Source organism: Streptococcus sp. V913, from assembly GCF_054353455.1.
On record NZ_JBTHHX010000002.1, the window covers coordinates 218,178 to 234,039 of the forward strand.

Here is a 15,862-nt window from a genome sequence, read left to right on the forward strand (position 1 = left end):
TAAGTATGCGTACTATTCTCATTACCGGAGCTAGCGGTGGATTAGCCCAAGAAATGGTCAAACTCTTGCCAAATGACCAACTGATCTTGCTAGGTAGAAACAAGGAAAAACTGGCACAACTCTACGGGAATCATCCTAATGTGGAATGGATTGAAATCGACATTACTGATGACTCAGCCCTAGAAGCTCTGGTCGCTGACCTCTATCTCCGTTATGGCAAGATTGATGTCTTGATTAACAATGCTGGTTATGGTATTTTTGAAGAGTTTGACAAGATCTCTGATCAAGACATTCACCAGATGTTTGAGGTTAATACCTTTGCCCTGATGAATCTGTCTCGTCGTCTTGCAGCTCGTATGAAAGAAAGCCGAAAAGGCCATATCATCAATATCGTCAGTATGGCAGGTTTGATAGCGACTAGCAAGTCCAGTCTTTACTCGGCGACCAAGTTTGCGGCTATTGGATTTTCAAATGCTCTGCGCCTCGAACTCATGCCCCATGATGTCTATGTAACGACGGTTAATCCAGGACCGATTCGTACTGCCTTTTTTGACCAGGCAGACCCAGATGGGACCTACCTCAATTCGGTTGACCGATTTCTCTTAGAACCAGATGCGGTTGCTAAAAAGATTGTTAAGTGTATAGGAAAAAACAAACGGGAACTCAATCTCCCAGTTTTGTTGAACCTAGCCCATAAGTTTTATACCCTCTTTCCCAAGCTAGCTGATAAGTTGGCAGGGGGAATCTTTAATTATAAGTGAGAAAGCTGTTCCCTTGAGGAAGGGCTTTTTGTTTTAATTAGGAGAAGTTGTTCATCAAAAATAATCCCTGAAAATACTGGTAGTTTATCCCTATTAGATAGCTTTGCGGTATAATAGAGATAAGAATATTCATCAGAAAAAAGAAGACCTAAACTAGCTAGTTTGCTCTAGAAAATGGACTATTTATAGTCGGAGGTTGACAATAGAATTATTGACAATTGACCAAATTATTTCCATTATTGAGGAAGCAATACAAGGGCTTGACCCTGAGATAAGAGAAGGAATTGTCCTGAGCCATACTGAAGTGCCTGTGTCTGAACTGGATCGTTTGAAAAAACAACTGCAAATCCAAGATTTGGATCCGATTTTTAGGAAGTATATTCTGGCCTATAACTGGGGGCAGATCGGTTTTTTAAGTTACCAGTTTGGATATGGGGACGACACTAGTCTTACTTGGCTGATGAATCGAAATTTGGAATACCACGATTACTCTACTCTACAAGAAAGAGGCCTGATCATCATTGCAAATGGAGATCCCTATACTATTTTGCTGGATTGTCAATCTGGGGCGGTCTATGCTCTTGATGCAGAGATGAACTATGATGAAAAAATATGGCTGACACCAGATTTTCTAGCATTTGTTAGAGCCATGGGAACGGCCCAATCTGCAGTTTGGAAGGGGTGTGAAAGTGACTTCATCCGCTTGATGACTAGAATAGGTCATGCGTCCAGTTTGATATTTTGGCAGAGTCTGGTCGGGTTTTATGATTGAAAATAGAAGGAGCAGGTCATGGAATTTATTGTAGCTGAGGAAGGGATTCCTCAAAATATCGGATGTCAGGGAGCCCTGATTGCCTATTATGGCAGTGAGATAGAATTTCATTATGAAACCGTTCCACCACACGGTGATGAGATTTTTTCTGCCAAGTTGCCTTTGTTGGGGCTTGATCTGCCCTTTTGGATTTATGGGAGAAATCTCATATTTTTAGATGCTTACTACCTCTTAGCAGAAACAGTTAAGAAAGGGACTTGGAATCCCATAACGAGTATCCTCATCAATATTCATATGGGGGAATACGCCAGCCTAGACCACTGGTACAATCATATATCTATTGAGCAAAACGGTCTTGAGTTGAAAAATGATTATGATGGAAAAGTCAGAACTTTGAAAAATATTGACAATCTTCATTGGCTTGCCCTAGATGCTGAATCAGAAGAAAGGAACTAAAGATGGCAAAGGAAAGAGTTACATTACCAAAAGAGTTTAAGGATTTAATGGATGAAGGAAATATTGAAGCCCTTAAAGCAGTCTATGATCGTTGTGAATTAACCGCCCATGATGGAAGATTTAGCTTATGTACACCTCTGCATATGGGAGGAGTCCCGGATGAATTGGTTATCTGGCTGGTAGAAAAGGGCCTAGATATCAATATCCCTGATTATTATGGAGCGACTCCTTTGTATCGTCAGGCAACCATGGGAAGAGATACTGTAAAACTATTGCTCGAATTGGGTGCAGACATTGGGAAACCCAATACCTATGGCGAGACACCTTTACATGTGGCAGCTGAGTTTTTCCATCCTAAGACAGTCAAACTTCTGATTGACAAAGGAGCAGATGTTAATGCCAAAAATGATATGGGTAGAACTCCTCTAGCTTCAGTCTTGATGGTCTGCCGGGGAATCTATATTGCCCAAACAGCTGAAATTGCCACCATGTTGGTAGAGGCGGGCGCTAAAAAAACTTCTGCTATGAAAGAAAAGGTTGAAAATATTGGTAAGGATTTTGAATTTCACAGAGAAGGTATCCATCCTGACTACATAGAGGCTGCAGATAAAGGCTTAACGAAGCTCTATGAGATATTTGATGTTAAGCCTGTAGAAAAACGCCTAACTCATGATGGAGTTTCACCGATTAAGCTAGTAGAAGGATCCTGGGAGGAACAATATGAGGAACTTTGGTCCTTCTTAATCCCTTCGAGTGGGCCAGCCAAAACTGTTCAGGGGGAAGTTATCCGTATACCAGGCAGAGTTCGTGATGAACTGGATCGCAATGGTGGGGCCAACTGGGACAGGAACTATAGAAAAATGCTTCAAGCTCTCCCTCAATACCTGTCTTTAGGAAGCTCTCTTTCAGATCAAGAATTAGAAGAAATCAAGCAAGTCATTGCGCAAATCCACAGCAAAGAGAATGATGATGAAGCAAGTCTGGACCGTCTCTGCCAATTTGCTCTTGCTTGGATTAAGCAAAATCCTAACCCCATTCATCTAGAAGAACCAAGTTATAATCGTTGAAAGAAATTTTAAGCTAGTTAAAATAAAGAACTCATGGTGAAATGATGCAACTAATTGACCAAGTTAAGAAATTAGAAACTTATATTTGTGAGTATTTTGAAGACTGGGATTTGGATGATCCTGTAGAGGAAGGATATCTGGATGATTATCAGGACATTTCTGGTGCTTCCGAGGAAGAGCTTCAAACCTTTGAGGAAATATTTGGCATTCGTCTACCTAGTGACTTCAAAGAGCTTTATAGCTATAAAGATGGGAGTAAATACCTCTCTATTTTACCTTGTGTAATTGACCAGAGAGATTTGACTTTTTCTCTCATGAGTCTACAGGAAATTGAGACTTGTAAAAAGTACTTTCAAAATAGAGATGCTCTGTTAACAGAATTTTCTGACTATTTTTCTAGTCAAGATCTAAAAAATATGCGTGATAGTAGAATTAAGCTCTATCTTTTTAATAAAAAATGGCTTCCTTTTGCCCAGTATTGTGACTCTTGTTATCTTATGCTGGATTTTGATCCAGACCAGGAGGGTCAGGAAGGTCAGGTTATTTGCTACATCCATGATCCTGACCAGGTGATCTATGTGGCTGAAAGCCTTACAAATCTGATTGAAGGGATAATGGATGAGATCATATGAATGGACAAATGTACCAAATAGCCTGTATCGTGGCAGCAGCTAGGAAGGCTTTAAAAAGTGGTAAAGAAATATGCTATAAGCCTGAAAAATATACAAATAAGTTGAGCTTTCAAATTTTGCCGTCAGAAAAAGGGGAAGTTATAGAACTATCTGTATCTGATTGGTTTGAAAATCTTAAGGAAAAAGGTTTGAAGGACTTAAAATTATTTTGCCCTATCTCAGTAAATGACAGAGGTATTTTAGGTTTCTCCAATACGACACAGAGTTCAATTCTCTGTTTTTATAAAGATGGGAAGGCAAGTTTTTTCCTACCAAATTGGAAATCTGCTTCCGCAGGCAGGGGCTGGGATGTTACATACACTGAGTATGAATGGGAAAGGCCTTTTCAAGACCTTCCCCACTATGAAAATAATATAGAAGAATTTAAGGACATATTGACTCGTATAGAAAATCTAGCAATTAAAATTGAATGTGACAACTTTGCCAAAGTCTTTCACTCTGCTAGAAACTTTTTGCTAGACCCAGAATCTGGTAAAGGACTGGTAGACCCTCAAATTCCACTGCAACATCTAAGCATATTTAGAGCTGCAAGTGCAGCGGATGTTTTTGGAGGAATGGGCTCCTGGAATGATGAACCTGGATGGCTGGCACAAGACAAGGGACTGGGTCAAGTATACGATGAACTTTCAGATCAATTGCTAAGAAATATTAGATCAGCCATTCTATTTGCCATCAACGAGTGGTGATGGATTAGGAGAGAGAAAATGGGGAAGTTAAAGTTAAGTCTATTGAATAAATGGGAACTAGACAAGGACTACAATAGTGTTTTCAATTCTGTCATGTTACATGATGGTCGAGCCTTGGTCTTAACCAGTGAGAAAGAAGCTTGCAATCGCTACTGTCTGCTAGAAGTATCTCCTTTGGGTGTGAAGGAGATAGATGCTTGGTATTGTGACCATGTTTGGGAGGAAGAGCCTCTACTCTTTACAGATGGACAAAATATTGGCATCATCAAGGCTGGCAAGGAAATAGTCTATTATACTGGTGATTTTTCTCATCCAGAAATCATTGCCATAAAGGATCCGCAAAGTATACTTCCTAAAAAGGCACAAGAGAGATATTTTCAAATCGTATCAGATAGCGACCAGATACCCGTGTGTTTTGAAAATCAAGTTTATACAAATCAGGCAAGAAACTTTGCCCTTTTAGAATTTGATCGAGAAAAAAGCAGGCGAAGTGGACCACTTATTCGCATATTGATAAAAAAGAGTTAAATCACCACGACACGAACTCAAGTTTTTGTCCTAAAATCGATAGTATGAAATGTTGGAAGCAAGAGCTCTATGCCTTTAGCTCTGGAGAAAGCCAAACCTCTGTCAATAAATGGGGCATGGACTATTATGCTCTTGTTAAAATCTCTAGTGATGGTCGTATTATCGAAAAGTTATTAGAATCTGAACATTTAAAGGCTTTAGGCAAAAAAACTGGTGTCAATGGAATTTTTACGGATTCGCCTTATCTTATCCTGAGCCCCTTATTTAAGAATGATGACTGGAAGGGTAAGCAAAAGCTATTTTCTCTGGCAACGAGAGAATGGTGCGATATAGCTTTGCCTAGAGGAATGAGTAAACACAAGCTTCAAAATATGACAGACAACTTTTGTTTAACCTTCCTTTACGACAGAGGATTAAAAGAACTTGCCCTTTGTCGGATTGACTAGGCTGTGAGGCTGAGTTTAGGAGCTTTTTATAGATAGGTGCTGAAATTTCTTGGTTAGTCTGCAGTATTTATTTTGAGGTGTTTTCTTGTCAAATTTGACCAAGTATTGCGAATCGAATCTTAAAATAGTATACTAGAAATAGCGATTATGAAAACGTTTGCGTTTTTGTTGATGATAGATTATTTAGGAGACAAGACATGGAATTGACAGCCATTTATCATAGACCAGAATCAGAGTATGCTTATCTGTATAAAGAAGGTCAGCTACATATCCGAATCAGAACCAAGAAAAATGATGTACAGCAGGTCATTTTACATTATGGAGATCCCTTTATATTCATCGAGGATAAGTATGAAGCCAAGAAAGAAATGACTAAAGCAACCTCGGATGCTTTATTTGATTATTGGCAGGTTACAGTATCGGTTGATTTTGCACGGATTCAGTATCTCTTTGAACTCCTTGATGAGGAAGGTCAGGGTATTTTCTACGGTGATAAGGGTTGTGTGGAACATACTCAAGAAAACTTGGATGCTGAAGGCAATGGCTTTAAGCTTCCTTATATTCACGAAATTGACGGTTGTCAAGTTCCTAGCTGGGTTTCAAATACCGTTTGGTATCAGATTTTCCCAGAACGATTTGCTACTGGAAATCCTAATCTAACTCCAAATGCAGCTCGAGAGTGGGATGCTGCCATTACACCTAATAGGGATGACTTTTTTGGTGGAGATTTACAAGGGATTATCGACCATCTAGACTATCTAAAAGATTTGGGAATCACTGGACTTTATCTATGTCCGATTTTTGAAGCTACAACCAATCATAAGTACGATACGACGGATTATTTTGAAATCGACCGTCACTTTGGAGACAAGGAAGTCTTTGCTACTCTAGTCGAGGAAGCTCACAAACGTGGTATCAAGATCATGCTAGATGCGGTATTTAATCATATTGGCGACCAGTCTGCCCAATGGCAGGATGTTCTAAAAAATGGAGAAAAGTCACCTTATAAAGATTGGTTCCATATTCAAGAATTCCCAATTACAGAGGATAAACTGAAAAACGCGAGAGAACTACCTTATCATACCTTTGCCTTTGCTAGCTATATGCCTAAGTTAAATACAGCAAATCCTGAAGTCAAAGACTATCTTCTCAGTGTTGCGACCTACTGGATTGAGAATTTTGATATCGATGCTTGGCGTTTGGACGTTGCCAATGAAATTGACCATCAGTTCTGGAAAGATTTTAGAAAGGCAGTTCTCGCTAAAAAGCCTGATTTGTATATTTTAGGTGAAATCTGGCATACGTCTCAACCTTGGCTAAAAGGGGATGAGTTCCATGCTGTCATGAACTACCCGCTCTCTGAAAGTATCAAGGATTATTTCTTGCGTCAGCATAAAAAGACAGAGCAGTTTATTTCAGAAATCAATAGCCAGTCAATGTACTACAAGCAACAAATCTCAGAAGTGATGTTTAACCTTCTGGATTCTCACGATACAGAGCGTATCCTCACAACTGCCAAAGGCAATGTGCAACATGTCAAGGCTGCTTTAACCTTCCTCTACCTTCAAAAAGGGACTCCTTGTATCTATTACGGAACAGAGCTTGCATTAATAGGTGGACCAGATCCCGACTGCCGTCGTGTCATGCCTTGGGACCGTGTGTCTGAGGACAATGATATGCTGAATTTCATGAAGAAATTAATCAAGGTCCGTAAGGAAGTGGCAAGTATGATTCAGCATGGTTCATATTGCTTGCAAGAAGTGAAACCAGATGTTCTTGCCTTGAGCTGGAACTACCAAGGAAAAGAAGTTCAGGCAATCTTTAATCAGTCTAAAGAGAATTTTGTTTTAGAAAGAGACTCTGTTGATTTAGCGAGTCATTGCCAGTTTGAAGATGGGCAACAAGTTATCTTGCCAGCTGGATTTGTGGTTTATTTAGATTCGATTTAAATCGATTTTAACTCCAGTACAGGTTTGTTTTAAACGAGAAAGGGAAGAATGATGGAAAAACTTCAAGTTTCCGAAGAATGGTTGCAAAAATACCAAGAAATCAAGCATATTTTGACCTCGTCTGTCAATTATGCAGCATGTTTTGAGGCTAAAGAAATAGACGGCAAGGAAGTCTTTGTCCTAGATATGGGGGAAGTGACCTTCCCAAGTGGAGAAATTTTAGTTAGGGATCCCTTGGTCTGGCTCCGTAGGAATGAAAAGCCCTATCTAGAGACAGTTCCCAAAGGAACATTTCCTCTCAAAACCTTAGTAGTCAAGATCGAAGAAGATCACTATCGGTATGTTGCAACAAGAGTTCAATTTACAGATAAGCTTCCAGTTGTTTACTATGAAGCCTTAACTGGTACTGAAAACTTGGATTCGGTTGAAGAAGATTCTTATTTTGGATTTTCAGTCGATGCCGGCTTGGCAGCCATTGTGGATGTTGAGACTAAAAATGCCTATTGTGATTTTGAAGAAAAATGGTATCAAGAAAATCCTGAAAAAAACATTTATGATGATTTCTTTGCGGAAATTTTTGCTCAAAATGCCATAGAACATCCCCTATATCAGCGAGAAGGCGGTGATTGGATAAACTTTAAAATCCCAGATACAGACCTGACTATTCCAATGATTCAGTCTGGTTTTGGAGATGGAAATTATCCTGTTTACTTTGGCTATGATAAGGATCACCAACTTTGTGATGTAGTTATCGAGTATATCTATCTTGGATAAGGAGTTGGATGATGTCACTCAATGAAGTTTATGAATATTTTCGTCACTATGATAAGGAAACTTATCAAGTTGTCGCCTGCATGGGCAATGAACCATCGGAAGAAGATGTAAAGGATTTTGAAAACCAATATGGCATTCGTCTGCCAGAAGATTTCAGAGAATTCACCATGTCAGCTTTGGGAGGCCTCTTTATGGAAGTCAGGGAAGAGCTATGGCCAAGAGCCAAGGCTTACGATGTAGCCCCTTTTTGGACTTTCTGTCGAGGTATTAAGGTTTTTGGAATTGCAAATGGTATCCCAGACTTCTTAGACATTCGTCTTCAAACAAAGGAATTACACGCTCTGGGCTTTGTAGATTATATCCCATTTCTGTCTATCGTAGGTGACGGAGATGTCATGTTTTGCTTTGATAAGGACAATCACATAGTTGCTCTAGACTGGTATAATAGCGGTGAAATCGAGGGACTTAATTGTGATTTTTCGGAGCTTTTGCTTCATCAAATTGCAGAGCTAGAAGAACGAAAAAATGAGATGGTCAAGCTACTGGCAAAAGGAAAAACTAGTCAGTGATTGAAGGGAAAATTCAGGATTGATTTTTAATAATAGCTGTTTCTATAAAGGGGACAGCTTTTTATCATGAAACTTTTTATCTTTTTTAGTAAAAAAATCCTAAATCTACATTCACATTTTTTGAATCTTCTACAAATTTTAGAAAAAACAATCAAAAATATGATTTTTGTGTTTAGGGTATTGAAATTTCCTATATTATTTTATAAAATAAGGATAAAAGGCTATGAAAAAAGTAATAAGCTTACAAAGAAATGGAAGCGGTTACTAAAGGAGGATTTTATGGAAAAAGGCTTTTGGAATCGTAAAAGAGTCTACAGTATTCGTAAGTTTGCTGTAGGAGCTTGCTCTGTCATGATTGGAACCTACACTGTTCTATTTTGAGGAAGTGTCGTTGGAGCATCACCTGTTTTTGCGGATGAAACTCCTATTGCGCACACTGTAGAACAAGCAAAGGAAGAAAGTCCAGCAGTGGAGGAAAAACAGGATCAAGCAGTAGCAGAGAAGAACGTGGCTGCAAGTGTGGATCAAAGCCAAGCAGCTCCCATTGAAGCAAGTAAACCAGAGGTGAAAGAAGATGAAGCTATAACTCTGAAAGAGGAAAAAGCATCTTCTAAACCTGAGGAAAATGATCCAAAGGTAGAATCACAAGCTTCAAGTCAAGAAAAGCCTGTTAAGGAAGATTTGAAAGCTGCGACAAATGAAGAAGTAAATCAAATGATTGAAGACAGAAAAGTGAATTTTAATCAAAATTGGCACTTTAAACTCAATGCGAATCCTAAAGAAGCTGTGAAATCAGATGCTGACGTATCAACATGGCAAAAATTGGATCTCCCACACGACTGGAGTATCTTTAACGATTTTGACCATCAGTCACCTGCCCAAAACGAGGGTGGACAGCTCAATGGTGGTGAAGCTTGGTATCGCAAGACCTTTAAACTTGATGAAAAAGATCTCAAGAAAAATGTTCGTGTGACCTTTGATGGCGTCTACATGGACTCTCAAGTCTATGTCAATGGCCAGTTAGTGGGGCATTATCCAAATGGTTATAACCAGTTCTCATACGATATCACCAAATACCTTCACAAAGATGGTCGTGAGAATGTGATTGCTGTCCATGCTGTCAACAAACAGCCAAGTAGCCGTTGGTATTCTGGTAGTGGTATCTACCGTGATGTAACCTTGCAAATGACAGATAAAGTTCATGTTGAGAAGAATGGGACAACTATCTTAACACCAAAACTTGAAGAACAGCAACATGGCAAGGTTGAAACTCATGTAGCCAGCAAAATCGTTAATACAGATGACAAAGACCATGAACTGGTGGCAGAATATCAAATCGTTAAATGTGGTGGTCAGGCTGTAACGGGCTTGGTTCGTACAGCGAGCCGTACCTTAAAAGCACATGAATCAACAAGCCTAGATGCGATTTTAGAAGTTGAAAGACCAAAACTCTGGACAGTTTTAAACGACAAACCTGCCTTGTACGAATTGATTACGCGTGTTTACCGTGACGGTCAGTTGGTGGATGCTAAGAAGGATTTGTTTGGTTACCGTTACTATCACTGGACGCCAAATGAAGGCTTCTCTTTGAATGGTGAACGTATTAAATTCCATGGTGTTTCCTTGCACCATGATCATGGAGCGCTTGGAGCAGAAGAAAACTATAAAGCAGAATATCGCCGTCTCAAACAAATGAAGGAGATGGGGGTTAACGCCATCCGTACAACTCATAACCCTGCAAGTCCACAGACCTTGCAAATCGCAGCAGAACTTGGTTTGCTGGTTCAGGAAGAGGCCTTTGATACCTGGTATGGTGGCAAGAAACCTTATGATTACGGACGTTTCTTTGAAAAAGATGCCACTCACCCAGAAGCTAGAAAAGGTGAAAAATGGTCTGACTACGATCTTCGTACCATGGTCGAAAGAGATAAAAATAACCCAGCTGTCTTCATGTGGTCTATCGGAAACGAAATTGGTGAAGCCAACGGTGATGCTCATTCTCTAGCGACTGTAAAACGTTTGGTCAAAGTTATCAAGGATGTTGATAAAACTCGTTACGTTACCATGGGAGCAGATAAGTTCCGTTTCGGTAATGGTAGTGGTGGACATGAGAAGATTGCCGAAGAATTAGATGCAGTTGGTTTTAACTATTCAGAAGATAACTACAAGAAACTTCGTGCGAAACATCCAAACTGGTTGATTTACGGTTCTGAGACATCTTCAGCAACCCGTACACGCGGTAGCTACTATCGCCCTGAACGTGAATTGAAACATAGTAACGGACCTGAACGTCATTACGAACAGTCTGACTATGGTAATGACCGAGTTAACTGGGGTAAAACGGCAACAGATTCATGGACTTTTGACCGTGACAATGCTGGCTATGCTGGACAATTTATCTGGACAGGTACAGACTATATTGGTGAACCTACGCCATGGCATAACCAAAACCAAACTCCTGTTAAGAGCTCTTACTTTGGTATTGTCGATACAGCCGGTATTCCAAAACAGGACTTCTACCTCTACCAAAGCCAATGGGTTTCTGCTAAGAAGAGACCGATGGTTCACCTCCTTCCTCACTGGAACTGGGAAAATAGAGATTTGGCCTCTAAAGTAGAAGATGCTCAAGGTAAGATTCCAGTTCGAGCTTACTCTAATGCTGCAAGTGTTGAATTGTTCTTGAACGGAAAATCTCTCGGAGTTAAGACTTTCAACAAAAAACAAACAAGCGATGGACGCACTTACCAAGAAGGTGCCAATGCTAAGGAACTCTATCTTGAGTGGAAGGTTGCATACCAACCAGGTACTCTGGAAGCTGTAGCTCGTGATGAAGCTGGTAAAGAAATTGCACGTGACAAGATTACCACTGCAGGTCAACCAGCAGGTGTTCGTCTCATCAAGGAAGAGCACGCAATCGCAGCAGATGGAAAAGACTTGACCTACATCTACTACGAAATCGTTGACAGTGAAGGGAATGTAGTCCCAACTGCAAATAATCTGGTTCGCTTCCAATTGCATGGACAAGGTCAACTCGTCGGTGTCGATAATGGGGAACAAGCCAGCCGTGAACGCTATAAAGCACAACCAGATGGTTCTTGGATTCGCAGAGCCTTTAACGGTAAAGGGGTTGCCATTGTCAAATCAACTGAACAAGCAGGTAAATTCACACTAACAGCCCATTCTGATCTCTTGAAATCTAGTCAAGTAACGGTCTTTACTGGTAAAAAAGAAGACCAAGAAAAGACTGTTCTCGGGACAGAAGTACCAAAAGTACGTACTGTTATTGAGAAAGAGCCAAAAATGCCGAAGACAGTCGGTTTTATCTACAGTGATGGCAGTCGTGAAAAACGTCCAGTAACTTGGTCTTCAGTTGATGTGAGCCAAGCAGGAGTTGTGACTGTTAAAGGTATGGCAGACGGACGTGAAGTTGAGGCTCGTGTCGAAATTCTAGCAATTGCAAATGAGCTTCCAACTGTTAAGCGTGTTGCTCCAGGAACAGACTTGAGCGCTGTTGACAAATACGTTTCTATTGCTGTTACGGATGGAAGCGTTCAAGAATACGAAGTTGATAAGTGGGAGATTGCGGAAGCAGATAAAGCTAAACTGTCAGTTGCAGGATCACGTATTCCAATGACTGGCCAACTGGGTGGTGAGACTATTCACGCTACCCTTGTAGTAGAAGATGGTGATGTTGCAGCACCTGTAGCACCAAATGTAACAGTAGGTGGTGAATCTGTCACTGGTCTTACTACTCAAAATCCAATGCAATATCGAACTCTTGCTTACGGTGCATCCTTGCCAGAAGTTGTAGCAAGTGCTGAAAATGCAGCTGTTACAGTGGTGCAAGCAAGCGTAGCAAACGGCATGCGTGCAAGCATCTATGTTCAACCAAAAGATGGTGGCCCTCTTCAAACCTATGCAATTCAATTCCTTGAAGAAGCACCAAAAATTGACCACTTGAGGTTACAAGTAGAGAAAGCTGACGGTCTTAAAGAAGATCAAACAGTGAAATTGTCTGTCCTTGCCCACTATCAAGACGGAACACAAGCAGTTTTACCAGCAGATAAAGTGAACTTCTCTACAAGTGGTGAAGGGGAAGTCGCAGTTCGTAAAGGAATGCTTGAGTTGCATAAGCCAGGAACAGTCACTCTCAAAGCAGAATATGAGGGGGTTACAGGTCAAATCGATCTCACGATTCAGGCCAATACTGAGAAAAAAGTAGCCCAATCTATCCGTCCAGTAAACGTAGTAACAGACTTGCATCAGGAACCAAGCCTTCCAGCAACAGTAACAGTTGAGTATGACAAAGGTTTCCCTAAAGCCCACAAAGTCACTTGGCAAGCTATTCCAAAAGAAAAACTTGATCACTATCAAACCTTTGAAGTTCTAGGTAAAGTTGAAGGTCTTGATCTTGAAGCGCGTGCAAAAGTCTCTGTAGAAGGTATCGTTTCAGTCGAAGAAGTTAGTGTGACAACCCCAATCGCAGAAGCACCACAATTACCAGAAAGTGTTCGTACCTACGATTCAAATGGTCACGTTTCATCAGCTAAGGTTACTTGGGATGCGATTCGTCCAGACCAATACGCCGAGGAGGGTGTCTTTACAGTTAATGGTCGCCTAGAAGGTACGCAATTAACAACTAAACTTCATGTTCGCGTATCTGCTCAAACTGAGAAGGGAGCAAATATTTCTGACCAATGGACCGGATCAGAATTGCCACTTGCCTTTGCTTCAGACTCAAATCCAACTGATCCTGTTTCAAACGTCAACGATAAATTGATTTCCTTTAATGACCGCCCAGCTAACCGTTGGACAAACTGGAACCGTACTAATCCAGAAGCTTCAGTTGGTGTCCTATTCGGAGATTCAGGTATTTTGAGCAAACGTTCAGTTGATAATCTAAGTGTCGGATTCCACGAAGACCACGGAGTTGGTGTACCGAAGTCTTATGTGATTGAATATTATGTAGGTAAGACCGTTCCAACAGCTCCTAAGAATCCTAGCTTTGTAGGCAATGAAGAACATGTGTTTAATGATCCTGCAAACTGGAAACCTGTTACAAATCTAAAAGCTCCTGCTCAACTCAAGGCTGGAGAAATGAATCACTTTAGCTTTGATAAGGTTGAAACCTATGCTGTCCGTATTCGTATGGTTCGACTAGATAGCAAGAAAGGAACATCTATCACAGAAGTACAAATCTTTGCGAAACAAGTTGCGGCAGCTAAACAAGGACAGACAAGAATCCAAGTTGACGGTAAAGATTTGGCAAACTTCAACCCTGATTTGAAAGACTACTACCTTGAGTCTGTAGATGGAAAAGTTCCTGCAGTAACAGCAAGTGTTAGCAACAATGGTCTCGCGACTGTTGTTCCAAGTGTTCGTGAAGGTGAGCCGGTTCGTGTCATCGCGAAAGCTGAAAATGGCGACATCTTAGGTGAATACCGTCTACACTTCACAAACGATAAAGACCTACTCTCTCGTAAACCTCTTGCTGCGGTTAAACAAGCTCGTTTGTGATAAGATGTGTATAGGTCATTTATGTTAGTTCCTTTCAGACAAATGTGGTGTTTATCTGAGCCTAACATAGATGGCTTTTTCTGTCTAGCTTAATTTTACAAATTGGGATAATTAATCAATAAGATTCTTGCTGCTGATTATCGTGTTACTTTTCATTATAGAATCTTAGGGAACTTTCTAAAAAGAAGTCAGAATTCTTGTTTATCATTGAAATAATAGCCTTGATTTGATATGATGGAAATATGAAGAAAAATATGAACCGTGTTTCTCACGATAAAAAGAGAAGGTTATTGCTTTCCTTTGTTGGGATCTTAGGAATCGCTATGATTCTTTTGGGAAGTGCCATTGGCTACAAGGTTCTACAAAAGCAATCTTATGAACAAAAAATTGAAGCGTTAAAAAGCGAAAAGGACCAGCAATTCAACTCAGGTAGTCAGAAGGACCATTTCCGAAAAGGGCAAGCTGAGGTGATTGCCTACTACCCTCTGCAAGGAGAGGAAGTCATTGCATCTGTTAGAGAAAAAATCAACCAAGATATCAAAGAAAATCTAGAAGATAAAGAGGATCTGGTCTTTTATTATACTGAGCAGCTGGATCCTGTCCTTAAGGGAGTTGTTGCTCGTAATATCAGTAAGCAAGTCTACGATTTGTCTGCAGCAAAGGTTGAAGAAAAAGAAAAGACTTCCTTAGGGAAAATTTTCTTGACTGAAGATGGGAAAGCTTTTGACCTCAGTAAACTCTTCAAAGATGCAAGCAAGGCTAAGGAACTCTTACTGAGTCAAATCAAATCAACTCTAGAAGATAAGAAACTTGACCAGGCAAAAATTGATCAAGTTATAAAGAGCTTCACAGATCAGGATTTGGCATCTTGGAGTTTTGATTATAAAGATAGTCAAATCATCCTTTATCCTGCTAATCCTGGAGAGACTGTTGAAGAAATTGCTTTACCAATATCCAGTTTCTTTGATGTCATTGAGTCCTCTTATCTATTAGAAAAGGATGCGGAACTCTACCAATCTTACTTTGCTAAGAAAAATAAAAAGGTTGTTGCCTTGACCTTTGATGATGGTCCAAATCCGACTACAACTCCACAAGCTTTGGATACCTTGGCTAAGTACGGTGTAAAGGCAACCTTCTTTGTACTTGGAAAAAACATAGCAGGAAATGAAGATCTTCTGAAACGAATGAAATCGGAAGGTCATGTTGTGGGAAATCATAGCTGGGATCATCCTGTCCTTTCTAAATTATCTCTCGAAGATGCTAAAAAGCAAATCACTGATACAGAAGATTTGTTAACTCAAGTTTTAGGATCAAGCTCTAAACTGATGCGCCCACCTTATGGTGCCATCACTGATGATATTCGAAATAGTCTTGACTTGAGTTTTATCATGTGGGATGTGGATAGTTTAGACTGGAAGAGCAAGAATGAAGCTGCTATTTTGACAGAAATTCAACACCAAGTTCGTAATGGTTCTATCATTCTCATGCATGATATCCATGGTCCTTCTGTCAATTCTCTACCAAGTGTCATTGAGTATCTAAAGGGTGAAGGGTATACATTTGTGACCGTTCCCGAATTGCTCAATTCTCGCTTGAAAGCTCACGAAATTTATTATGATCGTGATCAATAATCTTCAAAATCTAA

At 40.2% G+C, this 15,862-nt stretch carries 12 protein-coding genes and 1 pseudogene; all 13 read left to right on the forward strand.

Features of this window, described 5'->3' with window-relative positions:
* The first annotated feature begins 5 nt into the window (after positions 1-5).
* The 13 genes and pseudogenes from ACXYSL_RS05010 to pgdA all read left to right on the forward strand — a co-directional run bounded on the left by ACXYSL_RS05010 (position 6) and on the right by pgdA (position 15,848).
* Positions 6-761: an SDR family NAD(P)-dependent oxidoreductase gene (locus tag ACXYSL_RS05010; RefSeq protein WP_458624137.1), complete on the forward strand. Its 756-nt coding sequence runs from the start codon at positions 6-8 to the stop codon at positions 759-761.
* 196 nt (positions 762-957) lie between these two features.
* Positions 958-1,533 (forward strand): SMI1/KNR4 family protein, encoded by a 576-nt coding sequence (locus ACXYSL_RS05015; RefSeq protein ID WP_458624138.1) that lies wholly within the window; start codon positions 958-960, stop codon positions 1,531-1,533.
* An 18-nt stretch (positions 1,534-1,551) separates the two neighbouring features.
* On the forward strand, positions 1,552-1,989 hold the full coding sequence (locus ACXYSL_RS05020; RefSeq protein WP_458624139.1) for a hypothetical protein: 438 nt from the start codon (positions 1,552-1,554) through the stop codon (positions 1,987-1,989).
* Between the two features lie 2 nt (positions 1,990-1,991).
* Positions 1,992-3,056, forward strand: coding sequence for an ankyrin repeat domain-containing protein (locus ACXYSL_RS05025; protein ID WP_458624140.1), 1,065 nt, complete (start codon positions 1,992-1,994; stop codon positions 3,054-3,056).
* Between the two features lie 44 nt (positions 3,057-3,100).
* Complete coding sequence (locus tag ACXYSL_RS05030) at positions 3,101-3,688, forward strand: SMI1/KNR4 family protein (RefSeq protein ID WP_458624251.1); 588 nt, start codon at positions 3,101-3,103, stop codon at positions 3,686-3,688.
* On the forward strand, positions 3,685-4,434 hold the full coding sequence (locus ACXYSL_RS05035; protein WP_001014337.1) for a hypothetical protein: 750 nt from the start codon (positions 3,685-3,687) through the stop codon (positions 4,432-4,434). The genes ACXYSL_RS05030 and ACXYSL_RS05035 overlap by 4 nt, the downstream gene beginning before the upstream one ends.
* 18 nt (positions 4,435-4,452) lie before the next feature.
* Positions 4,453-4,962, forward strand: coding sequence for a hypothetical protein (locus ACXYSL_RS05040; protein WP_458624141.1), 510 nt, complete (start codon positions 4,453-4,455; stop codon positions 4,960-4,962).
* A gap of 44 nt (positions 4,963-5,006) precedes the next feature.
* Entirely contained in the window at positions 5,007-5,408 is a 402-nt protein-coding gene (locus tag ACXYSL_RS05045; protein ID WP_458624142.1) for a hypothetical protein, read from the forward strand.
* 197 nt (positions 5,409-5,605) lie between these two features.
* Positions 5,606-7,357 (forward strand): glycoside hydrolase family 13 protein, encoded by a 1,752-nt coding sequence (locus tag ACXYSL_RS05050; protein ID WP_458624143.1) that lies wholly within the window; start codon positions 5,606-5,608, stop codon positions 7,355-7,357.
* Positions 7,358-7,408: 51 nt separating this feature from the next.
* Positions 7,409-8,131, forward strand: a complete 723-nt coding sequence (locus ACXYSL_RS05055) for a DUF4241 domain-containing protein (protein ID WP_458624144.1) — start codon at positions 7,409-7,411, stop codon at positions 8,129-8,131.
* 11 nt (positions 8,132-8,142) lie between these two features.
* Positions 8,143-8,700 carry an SMI1/KNR4 family protein gene (locus ACXYSL_RS05060; protein WP_458624145.1) on the forward strand — a complete coding sequence of 186 codons (558 nt, stop codon included), beginning with the start codon at positions 8,143-8,145 and terminating at the stop codon, positions 8,698-8,700.
* Positions 8,701-8,979: 279 nt separating this feature from the next.
* A pseudogene (locus ACXYSL_RS05065) lies at positions 8,980-14,214 on the forward strand (Ig-like domain-containing protein); the annotation flags it as partial.
* 245 nt (positions 14,215-14,459) lie between these two features.
* Positions 14,460-15,848 (forward strand): peptidoglycan-N-acetylglucosamine deacetylase PgdA, encoded by a 1,389-nt coding sequence (gene pgdA / locus ACXYSL_RS05070; RefSeq protein ID WP_458624146.1) that lies wholly within the window; start codon positions 14,460-14,462, stop codon positions 15,846-15,848.
* Positions 15,849-15,862: the final 14 nt, after the last annotated feature.

Bases quoted from the DNA above. Each gene is read 5' to 3' on its own strand.
- ACXYSL_RS05060 (WP_458624145.1), top strand. From the start codon at position 8,143: ATGTCACTCAATGAAGTTTATGAATATTTTCGTCACTATGATAAGGAA.
- ACXYSL_RS05020 (WP_458624139.1), top strand. From the start codon at position 1,552: ATGGAATTTATTGTAGCTGAGGAAGGGATTCCTCAAAATATCGGATGT.
- ACXYSL_RS05050 (WP_458624143.1), top strand. From the start codon at position 5,606: ATGGAATTGACAGCCATTTATCATAGACCAGAATCAGAGTATGCTTAT.
- pgdA (WP_458624146.1), top strand. From the start codon at position 14,460: ATGAAGAAAAATATGAACCGTGTTTCTCACGATAAAAAGAGAAGGTTA.
- ACXYSL_RS05045 (WP_458624142.1), top strand. From the start codon at position 5,007: ATGAAATGTTGGAAGCAAGAGCTCTATGCCTTTAGCTCTGGAGAAAGC.
- ACXYSL_RS05030 (WP_458624251.1), top strand. From the start codon at position 3,101: ATGCAACTAATTGACCAAGTTAAGAAATTAGAAACTTATATTTGTGAG.
- ACXYSL_RS05040 (WP_458624141.1), top strand. From the start codon at position 4,453: ATGGGGAAGTTAAAGTTAAGTCTATTGAATAAATGGGAACTAGACAAG.
- ACXYSL_RS05010 (WP_458624137.1), top strand. From the start codon at position 6: ATGCGTACTATTCTCATTACCGGAGCTAGCGGTGGATTAGCCCAAGAA.
- ACXYSL_RS05025 (WP_458624140.1), top strand. From the start codon at position 1,992: ATGGCAAAGGAAAGAGTTACATTACCAAAAGAGTTTAAGGATTTAATG.
- ACXYSL_RS05055 (WP_458624144.1), top strand. From the start codon at position 7,409: ATGGAAAAACTTCAAGTTTCCGAAGAATGGTTGCAAAAATACCAAGAA.
- ACXYSL_RS05035 (WP_001014337.1), top strand. From the start codon at position 3,685: ATGAATGGACAAATGTACCAAATAGCCTGTATCGTGGCAGCAGCTAGG.